Genomic DNA, 19117 nt, shown 5'->3' on the forward strand with positions numbered 1-19117 from the left:
GTGGACTGGCGACACAGCATCCACTACGAGGCATCCGTCACGAGAGCAGGAGCATCATGCCGTTCGTCACCGTCGGAACCGAGAACTCCGCACCGATCGAGCTGTACTACGAGGACCACGGCGAGGGCTCGCCCGTCGTGCTGATCCACGGGTATCCGCTGAGCGGGGCGTCATGGGAGAAGCAGGCGCGGGCCCTGCTCGAGGCCGGCCACCGCGTCATCACGTACGACCGTCGCGGATTCGGCGCATCGAGCAAACCGACCACCGGGTACGACTACGACACGTTCGCGAACGACCTGAAGACGCTGCTCGACACGCTCGACCTGCGCGAGGTCGCCCTCGTCGGCTTCTCGATGGGCACGGGCGAGGTGGGCCGCTACCTCGGCGCGTTCGGCAGCGAGCGGGTGTCGAAGGCGGCGTTCCTCGGCAGCCTCGAGCCGTACCTGCGAAAGACCGACGACAACCCGACGGGTGCCGCGCCCGACTTCGACGACCTCAAGGCCGCCGCGACCGGCGATCGGTTCGCCTGGTTCACGGGCTTCTTCGAGAACTTCTACAACCTCGACGAGAACCTCGGCTCGCGCATCTCCGAAGACGCCGTGCGGGGCAGTTGGCAGGTCGCCGCGGGGGCGTCCTGGTACGCGGCATCCGCCTGCGTCGACACCTGGCTGACCGACTTCAGGGGCGACGTCGAGCGCATCGACGTGCCGGCGCTCATCCTGCACGGCACGGCCGACCGCATCCTGCCGATCGACGCGACCGCGCGCGAGTTCGCCAAGCGGCTGCCGAGCGCGACCGTCGTCGAGATCGAGGGCGCTCCGCACGGCCTGCTCTGGACGCACGCCGACGAGGTCAACGCCGCGCTGCTGGAGTTCCTGGGGAGCTGAGTACTCGCGGGCTGAGCCCGCCCGAGTGCCGAATCGGCGTGCGAGGGCACATCCGGTGCCGCCGATTCGGCACTCGGGCACCGATTCGGTGTGCGGGGTGATCAGCGGGCCCGCGGCGATAGGCGACGCCATCCGCTTCGTCAAGGGGTTGGCCGTCGTGCGCGCGCTTGCGAGCATCGGAGCATGAGCGAGAACCACGACTCCGTGCCCGAACCGACCGCCGACACCCAGGACGTCCCGATCGAGGAGGGCAGCCTCACCGACGCCGACGAGGGCGAGCGCCTCGAGGGCGTGGTCGAGCAGGTGCGCGGCGACATGCTCACGGGGCACGTCGACGACCTGCAGCGCATGGTGCGCGAGCGCCTCGAGCAGGCCGGGCTGGGCGCCACGCAGAACGACGTCGACGCGGTCATCTCGGCGGTGCAGTCCACGCCGTAGCCACACGAACCGAGAGCCTGCCGTTCGGGGCAGCGGTCAGCGCCGCGCGGCCCACTCGAGCAACTGCGCGGCCGGCCAGGTGTTCACGATGCGCTCGGCCGGCACGCCGTTGGCCTCGGCGCGGGCAGCCCCGAGCTCGAGGAACGCGAAGTGCCCCGGCGCGTGCGCGTCGCTGTCGATCGAGAAGCGGCATCCGGCCTCGAGCGCGAGCTGGATGAGATCGTCGGGCGGGTCCTGACGCTCGGGGCGCGAGTTGATCTCGACGGCGACGTCATGCTCGGCGCAGGCCGCGAACACGGCCTCGGCGTCGAAGGTCGACTGCGGGCGCGTGCCGCGCGAGCCCTCGACGAGGCGACCCGTGCAGTGCCCGAGCACGTTGGTGCGCGGGTTGCGCACGGCACGAAGCATCCGCTCGGTGAGTTCTTTCGACTCGGTGCGGAGCTTGGAGTGGATGCTCGCGACGACCACGTCGAGGCGCTCGAGCATCTCGGGCGTCTGGTCGAGCGACCCGTCGAGCAGGATGTCGACCTCGATGCCCGAGAGCAGTCGGATTCCTCCGTCGGCGTTCAGCCGGTTGAGCACGTCGAGCTGGTCGAGCAGGCGCTCGACGCTCAGGCCGTTCGCGATGGTGAGGTTGGGCGAGTGGTCGCTGACGACGAGGTACTCGAGGCCGACGAGCTCGGCCGCGCGCGCCATCGTCGAGATGGGCGTGGTGCCGTCGGACCAGTCGGTGTGGCTGTGCAGGTCGCCCTTGAGCTTCGCCCGCAGGCCCGTGGGCGTCGCGCCGGCGGCCGGTCCGCTCTGCTCTCGGAGCGCGACGAGGTACGCGGGAACCCGGCCCTCGACCGCATCGGCGATGACGGCGAAGGTCGTGTCGCCGATGCCGGCGGTGCGCTTCAACCGTCCGTCGCGCACGCGCTCGGCGAGCTCGGCCGACGGGATGTCGCCGATGATGCCGGCCGCCTTGCGGAACGCCTTCGACTTGAACGCCGACGCCCGGTCGCGCTCGAGCAGGAAGGCGATCTCCTCGAGCGCTGCGATCGGGTCCATCCGCCCATTCTGGCGCGCGCGGCCGGCCTTGGCACCCCCCGATGCGGTTCGCGGATGCCGCGGGGCCGGTGGAGTAGCTTCGGATCATGACGTTCAACCCGAACGCCGACATCAGCGGCGGCAAGGCCTCGAAGCGGGGCCGCAACACGGGCATCGCCGTCGGCGGCGGACTCGGCGTGGTCGCCCTCGTCATCGTCGCGCAGTTGCTGGGCGTCGACCTCACGGGCCTGCTCGGCGGCGGGGGCGAGCAGGCGGCGCCCGACACGAGCATCGAGCAATGCCTCACGGGTCAAGACGCGAACGAGCGCATCGACTGCCGCATGAAGGGCGCATCGGCGTCGCTCGAGGAGTACTGGGCGCAGTCCGCGCCGCAGGAGCTCGGCGTCGCATACAACGCACCGCAGGACTTCGTGATGTTCACCCAGTCGGTGGGCACCGGCTGCGGCTCGGCGACGAGCGCGACCGGCCCCTTCTACTGCCCGCCCGACCAGACGATCTACCTCGACCTCTCGTTCTACGACGAACTCGAGGGCCGCTTCGGCGCGAGCGGCGGCCCGCTCGCCCAGATGTACGTCGTCGCGCACGAGTGGGGCCATCACGTGCAGAACCTCGCGGGCACGCTGCAGGCCGCCCAAGACGGGCAGACCGGCCCGACCTCGAACAGCGTGCGCACCGAGCTGCAGGCCGATTGCTTCGCGGGCGCCTGGGTCGGCGCGGCCACCGAGACCCTCGACGACCAGGGCGTCGCCTTCCTGCAGCAGCCGACGACCCAAGACGTGGCCGATGCGCTGAGCGCGGCCGCCGCGGTCGGCGACGACCGCATCCAGCAGGCCTCGCAGGGGCAGGTCACCCCGCACACGTTCAGTCACGGAACCAGCGAGCAGCGTCAGCGGTGGTTCACGACCGGCTACGAGCAGGGCCCGGCGGCCTGCGACACGTTCGGCATCGAGGGCTCGCGGCTCTGAACTGACGCACCGCGGCGGCCGGCAGGAGCTTCCGAGCGGATGCCACGAGCTGAGCCCGAGCCGCAGCGCTACAGCTCGACGACCGTCATGCCCGACCCGGCCGCGCCGGCCGTGCCCATCGAGGCGAGCGCGTCGGGCACCTCGTCGAGGCCGATGCGCCGGCCGACGAGCTCGATCGGGCGGAAGAACTCCGACGCCACCGCGTCGAGCATCGACGGGTACTCGTGGGCGGCCATGCCGTGGCTGCCGAGGATCTCGAGCTCGCCGGCGATGACGGCGTCCATGGGCATCGCGGCGAGCGCCGACGTGCCGACCATGAGGCCGATCTGCACGTGGCGTCCGCGCTTCTTCAGGCTGCGCACCGAGGCGAACGAGGTCTCGCTGCTGCCGTAGGCGTCGACCGAGACATCCACTCCCCCGCCGGATGCCTCGAGGATCCGCTCGGCGGCCCCCTCGCCGCCGCGCACCGGAATGGCGCCGAGCTTCTCGGCGGCCTCGAGCGCGGCATCCGACACGTCGACGCCGTAGACGGTGACGCCGGCCGCGACCGAGATCATGATCGCTGAGAGGCCGACCCCGCCGCATCCGTGCACCGCGATCTGCTCGCCGGGTGCGAGCCGGCTGCGCGAGACGATGGCGCGGTAGGCGGTGGCGAAGCGGCAGCCGAGCGAGGCCGCCTCGACGAAGCCGAGCGCGTCGGGCAGGCGGATCAGGTTCAGCTCGGCCTCGTCGATCGCGACGAGCTCGGCGAACGAACCCCACCGGGTGAACCCCGGCTGCGACTGCGCGTCGCACACCTGCTCGTTGCCGGCGAGGCACTCGGGGCAGCGGCCGCAGGCGCAGATGAAGGGCGCGGTGACGCGGTCGCCCACGGCCCAGCCCGAGTCGGGGTCGACCTCGGAGCCGAGCTCGACGATCTCGCCGGCGAACTCGTGCCCTGGCACATGCGGCAGGGCGATGACCTCGTCGTGGCCCATCCAGCCGTGCCAGTCGCTGCGACACACGCCGGTCGCGCGCACCCGGATCACGGCGCCGCGCGGCGGGCACTCGGGTTCGGGCACGTCGGCGAGTTCGGGTCGCTCGCCGAAGGCGGTGAAGAGCACGGCACGCACGGGTTCCTCCGTTGGGTCGACGGATGTCGCAGCGGATGGCGGCGCGTCGGGCCGGCGGGGCGACTGGGCGGCGGCCCCGCCACGCGGCTTCGCGGGCGACGCATGCGAGCCTACCGGGCCTGCGGTGCTCGGCCGCGCACGGCCGGGCGGATCCGACCCGATTGTGGAACAATCGTGCGCATGCGTTTCGTCGTGGCCGTGCTGCTGGCTTCCGTGTGCTTCGGCACGACGGGCACCGCCCAGGCGCTCGGGCCCGACGCCGACCCGCTCTCGGTCGGCGCCGCGCGCATCCTCATCGGCGGCGGGGCCCTCGCGCTCGTGGCCGGGGCGAGCCTGCTCCTGCGTCGGCGACGTGAACGCCGACGTGAGCGAGCGGATGCCGCGACCCGGCCGCTGCCCGCGACAACGACGTCGTCCGCAGCGTCGGCCCCGCGGCATCCGCTCGCCCTCCTGCTCGTCGTGCTCGTGGGCGCGCTCGGCGTGCTCGCCTACCAGCCGGCGTTCTTCGCCGGCACCGCCGCGAACGGCGTGGCCGTCGGCACGGTCGTCGCCCTCGGCTCGGCGCCCGTCATCACGGGCGCCCTCGACTGGGCGCTGCGGCGCCGCTACCCCGGCACGCGCTGGCTCGTCGCGACCGTGATCGCCACCGTGGGCGTCGCCGTGCTCGCGCTCGCGTCCGACCCGACGCAGGCCGCCGCGAGCCCGCTCGGCCTGCTCGCCTCGCTCGGCGCGGGCGCCTCGTACGCGGTCTACACGCTCGCCGCGAAGCAGTTGCTCGACCGCGGCTTCACGCCCACCGGCAGCATGGGCGCCCTCTTCGGCACGGCCGCGGTCGCGAGCCTGCCGATCCTGCTGATGACGGATGCCGCGTGGCTCGCGACCGGCCCCGGCATTGCCATGGCGCTCTGGCTCGGACTCGTCGCCACGACGCTCGCGTACGTGCTCTTCGGCGTCGGGCTCTCGGGGCTCGCGCCCGCCGTGGTGGCGACGCTCACGCTCGCCGAGCCGCTCACCGCCGGGCTGCTCGGGGTCATCGTGCTCGGCGAGACGCTCGCACCCGCATCGGTGCTCGGGCTCGGGATCCTCGCGGTCGGCATCCTCGTGCTCGCCACGGGCGGATGTCGGAGGTCGAACCTATCTTCGATGACATGGACATCATCCTCATCCCCGGGTTCTGGCTCAACGCGTCTTCCTGGAGCGACGTCATCCCACTCCTCGAAGAAGCCGGGCACCGCACGCATCCGGTGACCCTTCCCGGGCTCGACTCGATCGACGCCGATCGCACCGAGATCGGCCTGCGCGAGCAGATCGACGCCGTCGTCGGGCTCGTCGACACGTTCGCCGAGCCGGTCGTGCTCGTCGGCCACTCGGGCGGCGGGGCGGTCGCGCACGGCGTCGCCGATGCCCGGCCCGATCGCATCGCCAGGGTCGTCTACGTCGACGCCGGGCCCCTCGCCGACGGCCAGGCGATCAACGACGAGCTGCCCGTCGTCGACGGTGAGATCCCCCTGCCCGACTGGGAGGTCTTCGACGACGCCGATCTCGTCGACCTCGACGACGAGCTGCGGGCCGTGTTCCGCGCCCGGTCCGTGCCCGAGCCGGCGCGCGTCGCGACCGACCCGTTGGTGCTGCGCGACGAGCGACGCTACGACGTGCCGGTCACGGTCATCGCCTGCGAGTTCCCGAGCGCGATGCTCGTCGAGTTCATCGCCTCCGATGCGCCGTTCACCCGAGAGCTCGCGAGGGTGCGCGACGTGTGCTACATCGACCTGCCCACGGGGCACTGGCCGCAGTTCACGAAGCCCGTGCAGCTGGGGCAGGCGATCGTCGCAGCCGTGGGCTGACCTCACCCGACGCCGAGCGGTCGGTGCGGTCGGCGCGATCGTCGCGATCGTCGCGATCGTCGCGGCCGGTGCGGTCGGTGGGGGCGGCGCGATCGGCGGGCGGCGCGATCGGTGCGATCGGGCCGCCCGGGCGCGAGTACCAGTGGTCGACGCCGCGGCTGCACGTGCAGGCCAGTTCGACCTTCTCCTGCAGGCCCACGGCCTGGAAGAACTCGCGGTGCTGGGCAGTAGGGGTGCTCGAGCGAGGCATCTGCGACTCCAGTCGGTCACGGCACGCCCACCGCGTGCCCTCACTCGAAGAGACGCGCGACCCCTCCGATCATGACGCGGGTTCTTCGCCCTTCGTGTCGTCCGCTCCGTCGCCGGCGGTTGCTTCGTCGCCGTTGTCGTCGCCGTCATCGGCGGGGCCGGTGTCGGCGTCAGCGGCGTCGCCGGCCTCAGCGGCGTCGTCGGCGTCCCCGCCGGCGTCGACTGCATCACCAGCGGCACCAGCGGCATCCGCCGCACCGGCGGCACCGGCGGCACCGGCCGCGCCGTCGTCGACTTCGTCGTCGGCGAGGTCATCACCGACGTCGCCAACGTCGCCGTCGTCGTCGTCATCGCGCACGTCGTCGATCGAGTACCTGGCGCCGGCGAACCGGTCGGTCGCCTCGACGAGCGCATCGAGGATCCCCGGCTCGTCGAAGGCGTGGCCGGCATCGCCGATGATCCGGAGCTCGGCCTCGGGCAGCGCCCGGTGCAGCTCCCACGCCGTCATCACGGGTGTGCACATGTCGTAGCGGCCCTGCACGATGATCGTCGGAATCTCGGCGAGGCGATGCGCGTCGCGGATGAGCTGCCCGTCCTCCCACCAGCCGCCGTGGCGGAAGTAGTGGTTCTCGATGCGCGCGAACGCCGTCGCATACTCGGGCGAGACGAACTTCGCGATCGTCTCGATCTGCGGCAGCAGCGTGATGGTCGTCGCCTCCCACCGCGACCACGCGATCGCCGCCGACTGGTGCACCTCGGGGTTCGGGTCGGTGAGCAGGCGACCGTAGGCCTCGATGAGGTGCGTGCGCTCGAGCATCGGCACCGGCGCGAGGAAGTCCTCCCAGAGGTCCGGGAAGATCGCCGACGCGCCGCCCTCGTAGAACCAGTCGAGCTCCTGCCGGCGCAACGTGAAGACGCCGCGCAGCACGAGTTCGGTGACCCGCTCGGGGTGGGTCTCGGCGTACGCGAGCGCGAGCGCGCTCCCCCACGATCCGCCGAAGACCTGCCAGCGGTCGACGCCGAGGTGCTCGCGCAGCCGCTCGATGTCGGCCACGAGGTGCCAGGTCGTGTTCGACGACAGGTCGGCGGCGGGCTCGCTCGCGTGCGGGATCGACAGGCCGCAGCCGCGCTGGTCGAAGAGCACGATGCGGTAGCGCTCCGGGTCGAACAGTCGCCGGTGCGCCGGGCTCGTGCCTCCCCCGGGCCCACCGTGCAGGAACACCACGGGCTTTCCCTCCCGATTGCCCGAGATCTCCCAGTAGATGTGCTGTCCGTCCCCCACATCGAGCATGCCCGTCTCGAGCGGCTCGATCTCCGGATACAGGTCTCTCATGGCCCAACGGTAACGACGGCGACCCGAGCCGAGCGGATGCCGCGCCGCCGGCCCTTCCCGACGGTCCCGCCTGCTCGACGGTCGGTTCCGCGGCGTAGGCTCGCCTCATGAGTGCGAAACCGGTCACCATCACCATCACCGGCGCGGGCGGACAGATCGGGTACGCCCTGCTCTTCCGCATCGCCTCGGGCGCGATCCTCGGTCCCGACGTGCCGGTGCGGCTGAACCTCCTCGAGATCCCGCAGGGCGTGCGTGCCGCCGAGGGCGCGGCCCTCGAGCTGGAGGATGCCGCGTTCCCGCTGCTGCACCAGGTCGACGTCTACGACGACGCGACGCCGGCGTTCGCCGGGGCGAACCTCGCGCTGCTCGTCGGCGCGCGCCCGCGCACGGCGGGCATGGAGCGCGGCGACCTGCTCGCGGCCAACGGCGGCATCTTCGGCCCGCAGGGCGCGGCGATCAACGCGGGCGCGGCCGACGACATCCGCGTCGTCGTGGTCGGCAACCCGGCCAACACGAACGCGCTCATCGCCGCGTCCCACGCTCCCGACGTGCCGGTCAGCCGGTTCACCGCGCTCACGCGCCTCGACCACAACCGGGCGGTGGGCCAGCTCGCCGCGACCCTCGGCACGACGGCGGGCTCGCTCCGCGACGTCACGATCTGGGGCAACCACTCCGCGACGCAGTTCCCCGATGTCTCTCATGCGACGATCGACGGCGAGCCGGTGCCCGCACTGCTCGCCGCCCGCCTCGGCGGCGCGGACACGGCGCGGGAATGGCTCGTCGACACGTTCATCCCGAGGGTCGCCAAGCGCGGTGCCGAGATCATCGAGGTGCGCGGCTCGTCATCGGTCGCCTCGGCGGCGAGCGCGGCGATCGACCACATGCGCGACTGGGTGCAGGGCACCCAGCACGGTTGGACGAGCGCGGCCGTCGTCTCCGACGGGTCCTACGGCGTACCCGAGGGGCTCGTGTCCTCGTTCCCGGTGGAGTCGGTCGACGGCGAATGGCGCATCGTGCAGGGCCTCGAGGTCGACGCGTTCGCAGAGCATCGCATCGCGGCATCCGTCGCCGAGCTCGCCGACGAGCGCGAGGCCGTGCGGGCGCTGGGGCTCATCTGACGCGGCAGCCGATTCGGGGGCACGCGGCGCCCGACGTAGGCTTGCGGCATGGCCAAGTCCCTGTCGCCCGCGCGCCGCAAGCAGCTCATCGTCGGTCTCGTCATGGGCGTCATCGTCGGCGTGGTCATCAGCCTGTTCACCGGCTTCTGGCTGTGGCTCGCCGCGGGCGTGGTCATGGGCCTCGCCACCGGCGCCATCATGAAGCCGCCGGCAGAGTAACAGGACCCGCCGGGCGCGAAACGGCCGGAGCCCCGCAGGACCCCGGCCGCGAGCACCGCGGGGCGGCGCTACTTCTTCTTGCTCTTCTCGGCCACCGGCAGCGTGCCGTCGGCGCGCTTGGCCGCGTAGTACGCGCGCGCCTCGTCTTGGCGCTCCTGCTCGGCGCCCGACGCGATCTTCGCGCGCAGGTGCTCGGGGCCGTAGCCGAACGCGTCGACGAGGTCCTGCGCGTGCGGGCGCAGACGCTCGATGAGGCGGTCGATGTACGCGGTCACCGACTGCGCGCGCTTCGGCGAGAGACGGCCGTTCATGAGGTACCAGGCGGCGTGCTTCTCGACCAGGCCGAGGCCGAAGAGGTCGCGCACCCAGGTGAGCACCTGCTTCGTGTCGGGATCGGCGACCCGCTCGAGCCCACGCGTGAACGCCTCCCACTGCAGCAGCTCGGCGTGAGCGCGGGCGGCTTCGATGAGCTCGTTCTGGTTGCGGTTGAAGAGCGCGGCACCCTCGGCCTTCGAGAGCTTGCGCGCCTCGCGGAGGCGGCCGGCGATCTCGGCGACCATCGTCTCGACGCGGTCGGTGAGCATCGAGCGCTGCGTGTCGGTGTCGCGGAGCTCGGCGACCGAGCGTGCCGTCGACCCGAGGTCGGCGATGTTCTGGCCGAGGCGGCGCAGGCCCGTGCCGTGGTAGGCGCGCTCCGCGGTCTGCGAGACGACGTAGCGGGCCATGGCCCCCACATCGGCCTTCGCGAACTGCTTCGAGAAGTCGGTGAGCAGGCGCTTGGCGACGAGCTGCAGCAGCACGTTGTTGTCGCCCTCGAACGTGACGTACACGTCGAGATCTTGACGCAGGCCCACGAGCCGGTTCTCGGCGAGGAAACCCGCGCCGCCTGAGGCCTCGCGCGCCTCCTGCAGCGTGTCGAGCGCATGCCAGGTCGAGAGCGGCTTCAGCGAGGCGGCGATCGTCTCGAGGTCCTGTCGGTCGTCATCGGTGTCGGCCGCGCCGGAGAAGACCGCGTCGAACTTCACGAGGAACTCGTCGTGCGCGAAGATCTGCGCGTACGTCGTCGCGAGCCTGGGCAGCAGACGTCGCTGGTGGCGCTGGTAGTCGAGCAGCACCTCTTCGTCGGTCTCGCTCGCCGCGTTGAACTGACGACGCTGGTTGCCGTACGTGATCGCTATCGTGAGCGCCATGGCAGCAGCGGTCGTGGCAGCGCCGTCGAGCGAGACGCGGCCCTGCACGAGGGTGCCGAGCATGGTGAAGAAGCGGCGCCCTGGGCTCTGGATGGGGCTCGAGTAGGTGCCGTCCTCGGCCACCGAGCCGTAGCGGTTCAGCAGGTTCTCGCGCGGTACGCGCACGTTCGTGAAGTGCAGGCGGCCGTTGTCGATGCCGTTCAGGCCGCCCTTGAGGCCGTCGTCCTCGCCGCCGATGCCCTTCAGGAACCCGCCCTTGGCGTTGCGCAGCGGCACGTAGAACGCGTGCACGCCGTGGTTCACGCCCTTCGTGATGAGCTGCGCGAAGACGACCGCCGCCGTGCCGTGCACGGCCGCGTTGCCGAGGTAGTCCTTCCACGCGCCGCGGAACGGGGTGTCGATGACGAACTGCTGCTTCTTCTCGTCGTAGGTCGCGGTCGTGCCGATGGCCGCGACATCCGACCCGTGGCCGGTCTCGGTCATCGCGAACGCGCCGGGAACCTTGAGCGACATGATGTCGGGCAGGAACGTCTCGTGGTGGTACTCGGTGCCGAGGTGCAGCACGGCGGCACCGAAGAGGCCCCACTGCACGCCCGACTTGATCTGCAGGCTCGGGTCGGCGATCACGAGCTCCTCGAACGCGGCGATGTTGCCGCCGTGGTCGTCGTGCCCACCGAGCGCCTTCGGGAACGCGCGGTGCACCGCGCCCTGGTCGACGAGGATCTTCAGCTGGCCGAGCACGCGCTCGCGGTGCTCCTCCTTCGACTGGCCCTCGATGCGCTGCAGCGCCGGGTCGGCCGCTCGCTTGCGCGCCTCGAGGCGGATGTCGGCCCAGGTGCCGAGCAGCTGGCGGCCGAGCGCCTCGACGTCGATGCGCGGCGACTCGGGCCGCGGACTCGCGGGCGGTGCGGGGATCGGCGACGCAGCGGCCTCGCGTGCGGGCCGTGCAGGAACCGTCGCGGGGGTCGTCGCGCCTTCGGTCTTCGTGGTGCGGGATGCCGTGTCAACCATCGTCGGTCTCGTCCTTCGTGTGGAGCGGTCAGCTCATTCCAACGTACGTCGACCCCTCGAACGCGGGAAGTGCTGCATCCGGCGCCTACAAACGCGCACCGCAACGGCTCCGATCACACTGTGATGAAGCTACAAAACGGATGCCGCGGAGTTGTGATCTTCACACGACGCCGCCGGCTCGGCACGACCTCGGCGGTCGCAGCCTGCCAGCCGTTGCGGCACTCGCAGCTCAGGCCCGGAAGAACTGGCTCGCGCTCTTGGTCCACAGCAGCAGCACGACGATGAGCGAGATCAGGATGCTGAACCACTCGCCGACCGGGTTGCCCATGTTGGCCACGGCGACGAACAACGAGGAGATGATCGAGAGCACCTCGACGACGGTGACGATCAGTCGCGCGGCCGCGTTGCCCGAAAGCAGGCCCGCGGCGACGACCACCGTGATGATGCCGAGGATGATCGAGACGATCGCCGAGGTGTAGACCGCCCCGGCACCGCCCCACTCGGGGGCGACGGCGATGGCGCTCGCCTGGAGGAACAGGATGGTGCCGACGACGATGTCGACCGCGCCCGAGAGCCACGCGATGACGGCGACGACCGTGACGCCGACCGGACGAGCGGTGTGTTGTGCCATGACGACCTCCGAGCCTCAGCCGGGAGCGACGAATGACCCCCGCAGGTCGATCGTAGCGAGCGGCGGGCACCGAACGACGGATGCCGCGGACGTTTTCGTCCGCGACATCCGCTCGTCTTCCTGCGACGCGGCGCGCCGCGCGTACCGGCGCGCGCCTTCGCCCGGCCCGTGCCGCTACGCGCTGCGCTGGTACACGCGGAACGCCCGGGTCGCGAGCCAGCCGAGCACGAGCGCGAACACCGCGAGGTAGCCCAGGTGGGACCAGACGTCGGCCCAGTCCGGGCTCGCGGACAGCAGCGCCTCGCGGCCGGCGACGACCGCCCATTCGAACGGGTTGAAGCGCGCGACATCCGCCACCCAATCGGCGGACAGCGACGTGTCCATGAGCGCCGAGCTCAGGAACATCAACGGGATGGTGATGAGCTGCGAGAGCCCGATGAGGATGTTCTGGTCGCGGGCGAGCAGCGCCGCGGCGTTCGAGAGCGCCGAGAACGACGCGGTGAGCAGCATCGCGGCGACGAGCAGCACGAGCACGCCGACGAGGCCGCCGTCGAAGCGGGCGCCGAGCAGCCAGGCGACGCCCAGCACGATGAGCGTCTGCACGAACGTGAGCACCGACTGGTAGACGAGGGACGAGACCATGAGCGCGCCGCGGTTCGTCGGCGACGTGAGCAGGCGGTCCATGACGCCGCGGTTCATGTCCTCGATGAACGAGGTGCCCGCCCAGGCGCTGCCGAACAGCGCCATCATCACGACGATGCCGGGCGTGAGGAACTCGAGGTAGTCGGCACCGCCCGAGAAGCCCGGGATCTCGACGACGGACTTGAACAACTGCCCGAACAGCAGCAGCCAGATGAGCGGCTGCACGAGGTTCATGACGACGAACGCCGGAACGCGAACGGCTGCTCGGAGCTGCCGGAGCGTCAGCACCATCGTGTGGCGGAGGAAGGTGGGACCTGCCGCCGCCCGGCGGGCGGATGTCGGCTGCGGTGCGGTGATGGTGCTCATGCGGCACGCTCCTCGGATGCGGCGTCGGCGCTCGCGTGGTGCGCCGAGGCGAACGAGTGCCCGGTTCGGGCGAGGTAGACGTCGTCGAGGCTCGGCCGCGCGACGGTGGCCGAGACGACGCGGAGCCGCTCGGCATCGAGGAGCGCGAGCGCGACGGGCAGCGCCTGCGCACCGGCATCCGTTCTGGCACGCACCGTGCGGCCCTCGAGCACGACCTCGCGGAACGTGTCGGCGCTCGCGATCGTGGCGAGGGCGAGGTCGAGATCGGCGCCGTCGTGCAGCTCGATCACGACGGCGTCACCGCGGAGGTCGGCCTTCAGCGCATCGGGCGTGCCCTCGGTGACGATGCGGCCGTTCGCCACGATCGCGAGGCGGTTCGCCAGCCGGTCGGCCTCCTCGAGGTAATGCGTGGTGAGCAGCACGGTCGTGCGCTCGGCCGAGGCCATGCGCTCGATCTCCGCCCACATCTCGGCGCGCGCCTCGGGGTCGAGACCGGTCGTCGGCTCGTCGAGGAAGAGCACGCGCGGGCGGCGCATGAGCCCGATGGCCACGTCGAGCTTGCGGGCCATGCCGCCCGAGTACGTCTTGACCTGGCGGGTCGCCGCCGCCGTCAGGTCGAACCGCTCGAGCAGTTCGCCGGCCCTCGAGCGCGCGTCGCGCGTGGACATGCCGTGCAGTTGCCCGGCGAGCACGAGGTTCTCGACGCCCGTGTCCATGGGGTCGGACACCTGCTTCTGCGCCACGAACCCGATGGATCGGCGCACCTCGGCGGCGTCGCCACGCACGTCGAAGCCGGCGACGAAGGCGTCGCCCGAATCGGCGGCGCTGAGCGTCGCGAGGATCTTGACGGTCGTGGACTTGCCGGCGCCGTTCGGCCCGAGCAGGCCGAACACGGTGCCCTCCTCGACCTGGAACCCCAGGCCGTCGAGGGCGACGAGCGGCGGCTTGCGACGGCCCTGCGGATAGGACTTGACGAGGGACCTGGCCTCGATGGCCAGCCCCGGTGTCGCAGTCGGCGCCTCGGTGGGTGCCTTGGCGGGCGCCTTGGTGGATGGTGTCGCGGTGGGCATGGTGATGCTCCGATCTCGAACGGATGTCGGTGGTCGGAGTCGGTTCAGCCCTCTGCCCGGTGCCGCCGGTAGTCTGGCGGCGCGCGTCGGTCTCACGGTTCGGCTTCATGCTGAACGACTCGATTGCGTGGGCGGCTCGGGTGTTGCAGCACTCGGGCCGCCGTCTTCGTTTGGTCACGGCCGCGCGTTGCCGCGCCCGTGTTGTTCATCTCGATAGGTACTGTATCAGATCAAATACCAGACGTGAAGAACTGCGGATGCCGCGGCTGTACTCGGGGCGCCGGTGACGTGCCAGGTGCGCGGGCGCCGGTGCCGGGTGCCGGGTGCCGGGTGCCGGGTGCCGGGTGCCAGTGGTGTCACGCGTTCGCCGGCGTGGAGCGCCGGTGGTGAGACATCCGCCGAACGCGAGCGAATGCGACGAGCGCGCGGGTGCGAACGGCGCGCACTCGTCGCATGTACTCGCGTTCGAGTCCACGTTGTTGCGAGCGGATGCCGCAACGTGACGGGGTGCGAGGTACGGGGGCGAGACGCGCGGCCGCCGGGGCACACAGGCGCCCGGGCGCGGGGCCGCCGGGCGCCGCGCCCCTAGCGCGACAGGTGGGCGTCGACGACGGCGACGAGCGCCTCGCCGTAGGCCTCGCGCTTCTTGACGCCGATGCCCGAGATGCCGTCGAGGGAGGCGACCGAGGTCGGGCGCTCGGTGGCGACCGCGCGCAGGGTCGCGTCGCCGAAGACGATGTACGCGGGAACGCCCTGCTCGCGGGCCTCTGCGCCGCGCCACGCGCGCAGCGCCTCGAAGAGCTCGACGTCGGCGGGGCTGAGGTCGGCGGTCGCGGCGGCGGCCTTGGCCGTGCGCCGCGTGACGGGCCGCTCGGGCTCGGCCCGGAGCATCACCTTGCGCCGACCGGCGAGCACGTCGGCCGCGGCATCGGTCACCGAGATCGTGCCGTACTCGCCATGCGTGGCGAGCAGGCCCTGCGCGAGCAGCTGCCTGGCGACTCCGCGCCACTGCTGCTCGGACAGGTCGGCGCCGATGCCCCACGTCGAGAGCGTGTCGTGGCCGTACTGGGTGACCCGCGGCGTCTGCTTGCCGCGCAGGATGTCGATGAGGTGGCCTGCGCCGAACCGCTGCCGCCGCTCGCGTTCGAGCCGCACGATGGTCGACATGAGCTTCTGCGCGGGCACCGTGCCGTCGATGGCCGTTGGCGGCTCGAGGCAGGTGTCGCAGTTGCCGCACGGCTCGCTCGGCTGGCCGAAGTAGCCGAGCAGGTTCTGGCGGCGGCATTCGACCGTCTCGCAGAGCGCGAGCATCGCATCGAGGTGGGAGGCGAGGCGGCGACGGTGCGCCAGGTCGCCCGGGCTCTCGTCGATCATGCGCCGCTGCTGCACGACGTCTTGGAGGCCGTAGGCGAGCCAGGCCGTGGCCGGGAGGCCGTCTCGGCCGGCACGCCCCGTCTCCTGGTAGTAGCCCTCGACGGACTTCGGCAGGTCGACATGCGCGACGAAGCGCACGTCGGGCTTGTCGATGCCCATGCCGAACGCGATGGTCGCGACCACGACGACGCCGTCTTCGCGGAGGAACCGTTCTTGCGTGCGGCGGCGCACCGCGGCGTCGAGACCCGCGTGGTAGGGCAGCGCGTTCACGCCGTTCTGGGCGAGGAAGGCCGCGAGCTTCTCGGTGCTCGCCCGCGAGAAGGCGTAGACGATGCCCGCGACGGGCGTGCCCTCGGCGTCGACGCCCTCGGTTCGCACGAAGTCGAGGAGCTGCTTGCGCACCTCGACCTTGGGCGCGATGCGGTACTGGATGTTCGGCCGGTCGAAGCTCGAGACGAAGTGCTCGGCCCCCTCGAGCGAGAGCCGGGTCGTGATCTCGCGGTGCGTGGCCTCGGTCGCGGTGGCCGTGAGCGCGATGCGCGGCACGTCGGGCCAGAGCTCGGCGAGCTCGGAGAGCGCGAGATAGTCGGGCCGGAAGTCGTGCCCCCACTGGGCCACGCAGTGCGCCTCGTCGATGGCGAAGAGCGCGATTCGCCCCTTGGCGAGGAACCGCTTGGACGCCTCGGAGTTCAGCCGCTCTGGCGCGATGTAGAGCAGGTCGAGCTCGCCGGCGAGGTAGGCGCGTTCGACCTCGGCGCGCTCGAACGACTGCTGGCTCGAGTTCAGGTAGGCCGCACGAACGCCGTTGCGCACGAGCGCGTCGACCTGGTCGTGCATGAGCGCGATGAGCGGGGAGACCACGACCCCCGTGCCCTCGCGGAGCAGCGAGGGGATCTGGTAGCAGAGGCTCTTGCCGCCGCCGGTGGGCATGAGCACGACCGCGTCGCCGCCGCCCGCGACCTGCGCGATGATCTCGGCCTGCTCGCCGCGGAAGCTGTCGTACCCGAAGACCGTGTGCAGCGCCTCGGCGGCCGAGGCGAACCGGGCGGGAGCCGCCGAGACCGGGCCGGTGAACCCGGTCGCACCTCGCCCGGTCGGCGCGGAGGTCGACACCGCGGACGCGGACGCCGACGATGAGGTCGGCGGCGCCCAGCCCTCGTCGAGCGGCGGCGCCCAGCCCTCGTCGAGCGGCGGCGCCCAGCCCTCGTCGGGCGGCGGAGCGAACTCGTCGGGATCCCAGGGGACGTCGTCGTCGTACGCGTCGAAGGGTTCGGGATTCCGGCTCACCCGTCGAGTGTAACGAGCACACCCGACAGGCGAGCCGGAGTCTCCCCAGGCCGACCTCGGGCCGGACTCAGGGTCGGCGACGCACCACGAGCCAGGTCACGATGCCGGCGATGACGGCCACGAGCACGCCGCCGCCGAGCCAGAGCAGGTCACCGGGAACGGATGCCTCGGCATCGGCCCCGGAGTCGCCCGCATCGTCGTCGCCGGTGGTCGGCACCGGCGCCCCGCTGACGTCGCCGCCGCAGGCGGGCGCATCCGTGCCGGTGCCGAGTTCGACGCCGTCGGCCGGCTGCCACTCGAACGTCCACTCCCCCGAGATCGGGTGGCCGTCGGTCGAGACGACCTGCCAGATGACGGTGTAGGTGCCGGCCTCGCCGAGCTCGACGGCGGCTGACGCCCCCGGTCCGTCGACCACGGCGCATCCGTCGCCGTAGTAGAGGCCGTCGGGTCCCTGCACGAGCATGGCGGCGCCCGTGCCGAGGTCGAGCAGCGCGTCGTTCGTCTCGAGCGAGACCCGACCCGGCTGCTCGGTCACGACCTCGCCCGCGGCGGGCGTCGTCGAGACGACGGAGTTGTGCGCCGACGCCGACATCGCGGGCACCGTCGCGAACAGGGCGGATGCCGCGACCAGTGCCGCGGCGCCGAAGACGCCGCGGACGCGACGCCCGACGCCAGGACGCCTCGGTGCTCCGGCTGGAACCGGCACGCGGCGTCCGGCGCGGGCGTCATGCCCGGCGCGCATCACGCGTCCTTGCGGGGGCGACGCGCGGTGATCGCGAGCACGATGCCCACGACGCCGACCGCGAGGCCGCCGATGCCGAGCACGCGTGCGACGGTGTCGCTCGAGTCTGCCGCGGCATCCGCTTCATGCTCGTCGCCCTCGGCCGCTTCGCCCTCTTCGGTCGAGCCGTGGCCGTGGCCGCCGCCCTCGACGGCCTCGGTCACGACGATCGACGGCGCGGGGTGCTCGGGCTCGGCCTCGCCCTCGACGATCTCTTCGCTCCAGTCGGTCTCGCCGGTCTCGCAGGTCTGCAGCACCGGGAACCCGAGGGTCTGGCCCGCGGCATCCTCGGGCAGGGCGACCTGCAGTTCGATCGTGTCGCGGTAGCCGTCTTCGACGGGCGTGACGGCCGTATAGACGACCTGGCTCGTGCGGTCGCCGTCGGCGACCTTCTCGATGGTCCAGTTCGCGTTGAGCGTGGGCTTGACCGAGGCGATCTCGTCGGGGACGTCGAACGTGAGCTGCGTGGTCGGCGACCCGTCGCAGCCATGGCTGAACGCGAAGGTCAGCACGCTGGAGCTGCCGGCGGCGGTGTCGCTCGGCGTGACGCCGATGTGAGCGCTCGCGGCCAACGGCGCGGCGAGGGCGAGCAGGGCGCCGCCGAACAGGGCGGACGTGGCGATGGCGGCGGTGCGGACGGTACGGGATGTCATGGGATTCCTCTTCGTGGGGTGCGCCGACGAGCGAAGGCGTCGTGCGCGATACAGGTGGTTCGGAGCCGTCGGGCCTGCCGGTTGCGCGCATTCGCGGGCGCGATCACGCGGATCGCGGATCGCGGATCGCGGATCGCGGATCGCGGATCGCGAACGAGCGGATCGATCGCACACGCGGCAGTGCAGGACGTCGCGAAGGACGTCAGACGACGGCGAACCCCTGCGGCGGCCCACGGTGCCGCATCGCGGAGAGGAGGAGCAGGCTCGCGAGCGGCCGTGGCACGGCGAACCTCGACGCCGCGGGAATCGGCCGGCGCGACTCGATCTCGAGCACGGGAGCCGCGCGGACGACCACGGCCACGGCGAGCCGTGCCGCCCCGAGCGCAGCCCGCAACGCGGCGTCGCCGTGGCGGATGGCGAGCACGGTGACGACGACGGCAGCGAGGTGGGTCGCGAGCATCGAGGCGTCGTACGCGAACGGCGCGGCCACGGACGAAGCGGATGCCGCGCCGCTCGGGAGCTCGAGGGTCATGTGGTGGTGGGCGTGCGTCGTCGCGGCCGTGCCGGAGGCGGCCACGAGGCCCGTGCCCGCCGAGCCGCCCTGCACCGAGTACAGCGCATGGAGTGCGAACTGCGCGACCGACACCGCGATCACGGTGCGCACGGCCGACAGTCGCGCCCCGACGACGGCGATGCAGAGCAGCACCGAGAAGGCGAACGACAGCGCGATCGCGAGCGCCCCCGGAGCGCTGCCGCCGCCGAGCGTGTGCGAGAGGGCGGCGACGAACGTCGCGAAGGCGGCGATCGCACCGCCGCGCGCGACGCGGGCCCACCTCGAGGTCATGCGCACCAGCCTAGATGTTTTCGCGCGCGCCGCACACGGCGGGGCGCGCCGCT

17 protein-coding genes and 1 pseudogene are annotated in these 19117 nt (G+C 71.9%); 7 read left to right on the forward strand and 11 right to left on the reverse strand.

What is annotated here, in order from left to right; translation table 11 throughout:
- Positions 1 to 56 precede the first annotated feature (56 nt).
- Together AC3IPY_RS16070 and AC3IPY_RS16075 are read left to right on the forward strand one after the other, a co-directional pair.
- The gene (locus AC3IPY_RS16070; RefSeq protein ID WP_489185264.1) at positions 57 to 887 is read left to right on the forward strand and encodes an alpha/beta fold hydrolase; all 831 of its coding nucleotides are present in this window, start codon (positions 57 to 59) and stop codon (positions 885 to 887) included.
- A 183-nt stretch (positions 888 to 1070) separates the two neighbouring features.
- Entirely contained in the window at positions 1071 to 1325 is a 255-nt protein-coding gene (locus AC3IPY_RS16075; protein WP_489185265.1) for a hypothetical protein, read from the forward strand.
- Between the two features lie 36 nt (positions 1326 to 1361).
- On the opposite strand, the gene AC3IPY_RS16080 is transcribed toward AC3IPY_RS16075, so the two are convergent.
- Complete coding sequence (locus AC3IPY_RS16080) at positions 1362 to 2375, reverse strand: PHP domain-containing protein (RefSeq protein WP_489185266.1); 1014 nt, start codon at positions 2373 to 2375, stop codon at positions 1362 to 1364.
- An 86-nt stretch (positions 2376 to 2461) separates the two neighbouring features.
- On the opposite strand from AC3IPY_RS16080, the gene ypfJ reads away from it, so the two are divergent.
- Positions 2462 to 3340 (forward strand): KPN_02809 family neutral zinc metallopeptidase, encoded by an 879-nt coding sequence (gene ypfJ, locus AC3IPY_RS16085; RefSeq protein WP_489185267.1) that lies wholly within the window; start codon positions 2462 to 2464, stop codon positions 3338 to 3340.
- 68 nt (positions 3341 to 3408) lie between these two features.
- Here ypfJ and AC3IPY_RS16090 read toward each other — a convergent pair whose 3' ends face one another.
- Positions 3409 to 4452, reverse strand: coding sequence for a zinc-dependent alcohol dehydrogenase family protein (locus AC3IPY_RS16090; RefSeq protein WP_489185268.1), 1044 nt, complete (start codon positions 4450 to 4452; stop codon positions 3409 to 3411).
- 180 nt (positions 4453 to 4632) lie between these two features.
- Between AC3IPY_RS16090 and AC3IPY_RS16095 the strand changes: the two genes are divergently transcribed.
- Both AC3IPY_RS16095 and AC3IPY_RS16100 read left to right on the forward strand, forming a co-directional pair.
- Positions 4633 to 5700, forward strand: coding sequence for an EamA family transporter (locus AC3IPY_RS16095; RefSeq protein WP_489185269.1), 1068 nt, complete (start codon positions 4633 to 4635; stop codon positions 5698 to 5700).
- The gene (locus tag AC3IPY_RS16100; RefSeq protein ID WP_489185270.1) at positions 5601 to 6296 is read left to right on the forward strand and encodes an alpha/beta fold hydrolase; all 696 of its coding nucleotides are present in this window, start codon (positions 5601 to 5603) and stop codon (positions 6294 to 6296) included. The genes AC3IPY_RS16095 and AC3IPY_RS16100 overlap by 100 nt, the downstream gene beginning before the upstream one ends.
- A 625-nt stretch (positions 6297 to 6921) precedes the next feature.
- On the opposite strand, the pseudogene pip reads toward AC3IPY_RS16100, so the two are convergent.
- Positions 6922 to 7878, reverse strand: a pseudogene (gene pip, locus AC3IPY_RS16105) (prolyl aminopeptidase); the annotation flags it as partial.
- A gap of 107 nt (positions 7879 to 7985) precedes the next feature.
- Here pip and AC3IPY_RS16110 point away from each other — a divergent pair.
- Together AC3IPY_RS16110 and AC3IPY_RS16115 are read left to right on the forward strand one after the other, a co-directional pair.
- Positions 7986 to 8996 carry a malate dehydrogenase gene (locus tag AC3IPY_RS16110; protein WP_489185271.1) on the forward strand — a complete coding sequence of 337 codons (1011 nt, stop codon included), beginning with the start codon at positions 7986 to 7988 and terminating at the stop codon, positions 8994 to 8996.
- Positions 8997 to 9044: 48 nt separating this feature from the next.
- On the forward strand, positions 9045 to 9215 hold the full coding sequence (locus AC3IPY_RS16115; RefSeq protein WP_489185272.1) for an HPP family protein: 171 nt from the start codon (positions 9045 to 9047) through the stop codon (positions 9213 to 9215).
- A gap of 68 nt (positions 9216 to 9283) precedes the next feature.
- On the opposite strand, the gene AC3IPY_RS16120 is transcribed toward AC3IPY_RS16115, so the two are convergent.
- From AC3IPY_RS16120 to AC3IPY_RS16155, 8 genes are all read right to left on the reverse strand, one after another.
- Complete coding sequence (locus tag AC3IPY_RS16120; protein WP_489185273.1) at positions 9284 to 11416, reverse strand: acyl-CoA dehydrogenase family protein; 2133 nt, start codon at positions 11414 to 11416, stop codon at positions 9284 to 9286.
- Between the two features lie 229 nt (positions 11417 to 11645).
- Positions 11646 to 12047: a DUF7144 family membrane protein gene (locus AC3IPY_RS16125; protein ID WP_489185274.1), complete on the reverse strand. Its 402-nt coding sequence runs from the start codon at positions 12045 to 12047 to the stop codon at positions 11646 to 11648.
- A 174-nt stretch (positions 12048 to 12221) separates the two neighbouring features.
- Positions 12222 to 13055: an ABC transporter permease gene (locus AC3IPY_RS16130; protein ID WP_489185275.1), complete on the reverse strand. Its 834-nt coding sequence runs from the start codon at positions 13053 to 13055 to the stop codon at positions 12222 to 12224.
- Positions 13052 to 14125, reverse strand: a complete 1074-nt coding sequence (locus AC3IPY_RS16135) for an ATP-binding cassette domain-containing protein (RefSeq protein ID WP_489185276.1) — start codon at positions 14123 to 14125, stop codon at positions 13052 to 13054. Before AC3IPY_RS16135 ends, AC3IPY_RS16130 begins: the two co-directional genes overlap by 4 nt.
- A gap of 585 nt (positions 14126 to 14710) precedes the next feature.
- Positions 14711 to 16786, reverse strand: a complete 2076-nt coding sequence (recQ, locus tag AC3IPY_RS16140) for a DNA helicase RecQ (protein ID WP_489185277.1) — start codon at positions 16784 to 16786, stop codon at positions 14711 to 14713.
- Between the two features lie 67 nt (positions 16787 to 16853).
- Entirely contained in the window at positions 16854 to 17528 is a 675-nt protein-coding gene (locus tag AC3IPY_RS16145) for a copper resistance CopC family protein (RefSeq protein WP_489185278.1), read from the reverse strand.
- Complete coding sequence (locus tag AC3IPY_RS16150) at positions 17528 to 18220, reverse strand: YcnI family copper-binding membrane protein (protein ID WP_489185279.1); 693 nt, start codon at positions 18218 to 18220, stop codon at positions 17528 to 17530. The genes AC3IPY_RS16145 and AC3IPY_RS16150 overlap by 1 nt, the downstream gene beginning before the upstream one ends.
- Positions 18221 to 18422: 202 nt before the next feature.
- A complete protein-coding gene (locus AC3IPY_RS16155) occupies positions 18423 to 19064 on the reverse strand; it encodes a hypothetical protein (protein WP_489185280.1) in 642 nt (213 codons plus the stop codon).
- Positions 19065 to 19117 lie beyond the last annotated feature (53 nt).

The sequence above is a fragment of the Agromyces sp. GL_144 genome, from assembly GCF_057834305.1.

Bases quoted from the DNA above. Each gene is read 5' to 3' on its own strand.
- AC3IPY_RS16070 (WP_489185264.1), top strand. From the start codon at position 57: ATGCCGTTCGTCACCGTCGGAACCGAGAACTCCGCACCGATCGAGCTG.
- AC3IPY_RS16075 (WP_489185265.1), top strand. From the start codon at position 1,071: ATGAGCGAGAACCACGACTCCGTGCCCGAACCGACCGCCGACACCCAG.
- AC3IPY_RS16095 (WP_489185269.1), top strand. From the start codon at position 4,633: ATGCGTTTCGTCGTGGCCGTGCTGCTGGCTTCCGTGTGCTTCGGCACG.
- AC3IPY_RS16110 (WP_489185271.1), top strand. From the start codon at position 7,986: ATGAGTGCGAAACCGGTCACCATCACCATCACCGGCGCGGGCGGACAG.
- AC3IPY_RS16130 (WP_489185275.1), bottom strand. From the start codon at position 13,055: ATGAGCACCATCACCGCACCGCAGCCGACATCCGCCCGCCGGGCGGCG.
- AC3IPY_RS16135 (WP_489185276.1), bottom strand. From the start codon at position 14,125: ATGCCCACCGCGACACCATCCACCAAGGCGCCCGCCAAGGCACCCACC.
- AC3IPY_RS16100 (WP_489185270.1), top strand. From the start codon at position 5,601: ATGGACATCATCCTCATCCCCGGGTTCTGGCTCAACGCGTCTTCCTGG.
- AC3IPY_RS16115 (WP_489185272.1), top strand. From the start codon at position 9,045: ATGGCCAAGTCCCTGTCGCCCGCGCGCCGCAAGCAGCTCATCGTCGGT.
- AC3IPY_RS16150 (WP_489185279.1), bottom strand. From the start codon at position 18,220: ATGACATCCCGTACCGTCCGCACCGCCGCCATCGCCACGTCCGCCCTG.
- ypfJ (WP_489185267.1), top strand. From the start codon at position 2,462: ATGACGTTCAACCCGAACGCCGACATCAGCGGCGGCAAGGCCTCGAAG.
- AC3IPY_RS16080 (WP_489185266.1), bottom strand. From the start codon at position 2,375: ATGGACCCGATCGCAGCGCTCGAGGAGATCGCCTTCCTGCTCGAGCGC.
- AC3IPY_RS16125 (WP_489185274.1), bottom strand. From the start codon at position 12,047: ATGGCACAACACACCGCTCGTCCGGTCGGCGTCACGGTCGTCGCCGTC.
- AC3IPY_RS16155 (WP_489185280.1), bottom strand. From the start codon at position 19,064: ATGACCTCGAGGTGGGCCCGCGTCGCGCGCGGCGGTGCGATCGCCGCC.
- AC3IPY_RS16145 (WP_489185278.1), bottom strand. From the start codon at position 17,528: ATGCGCGCCGGGCATGACGCCCGCGCCGGACGCCGCGTGCCGGTTCCA.
- AC3IPY_RS16120 (WP_489185273.1), bottom strand. From the start codon at position 11,416: ATGGTTGACACGGCATCCCGCACCACGAAGACCGAAGGCGCGACGACC.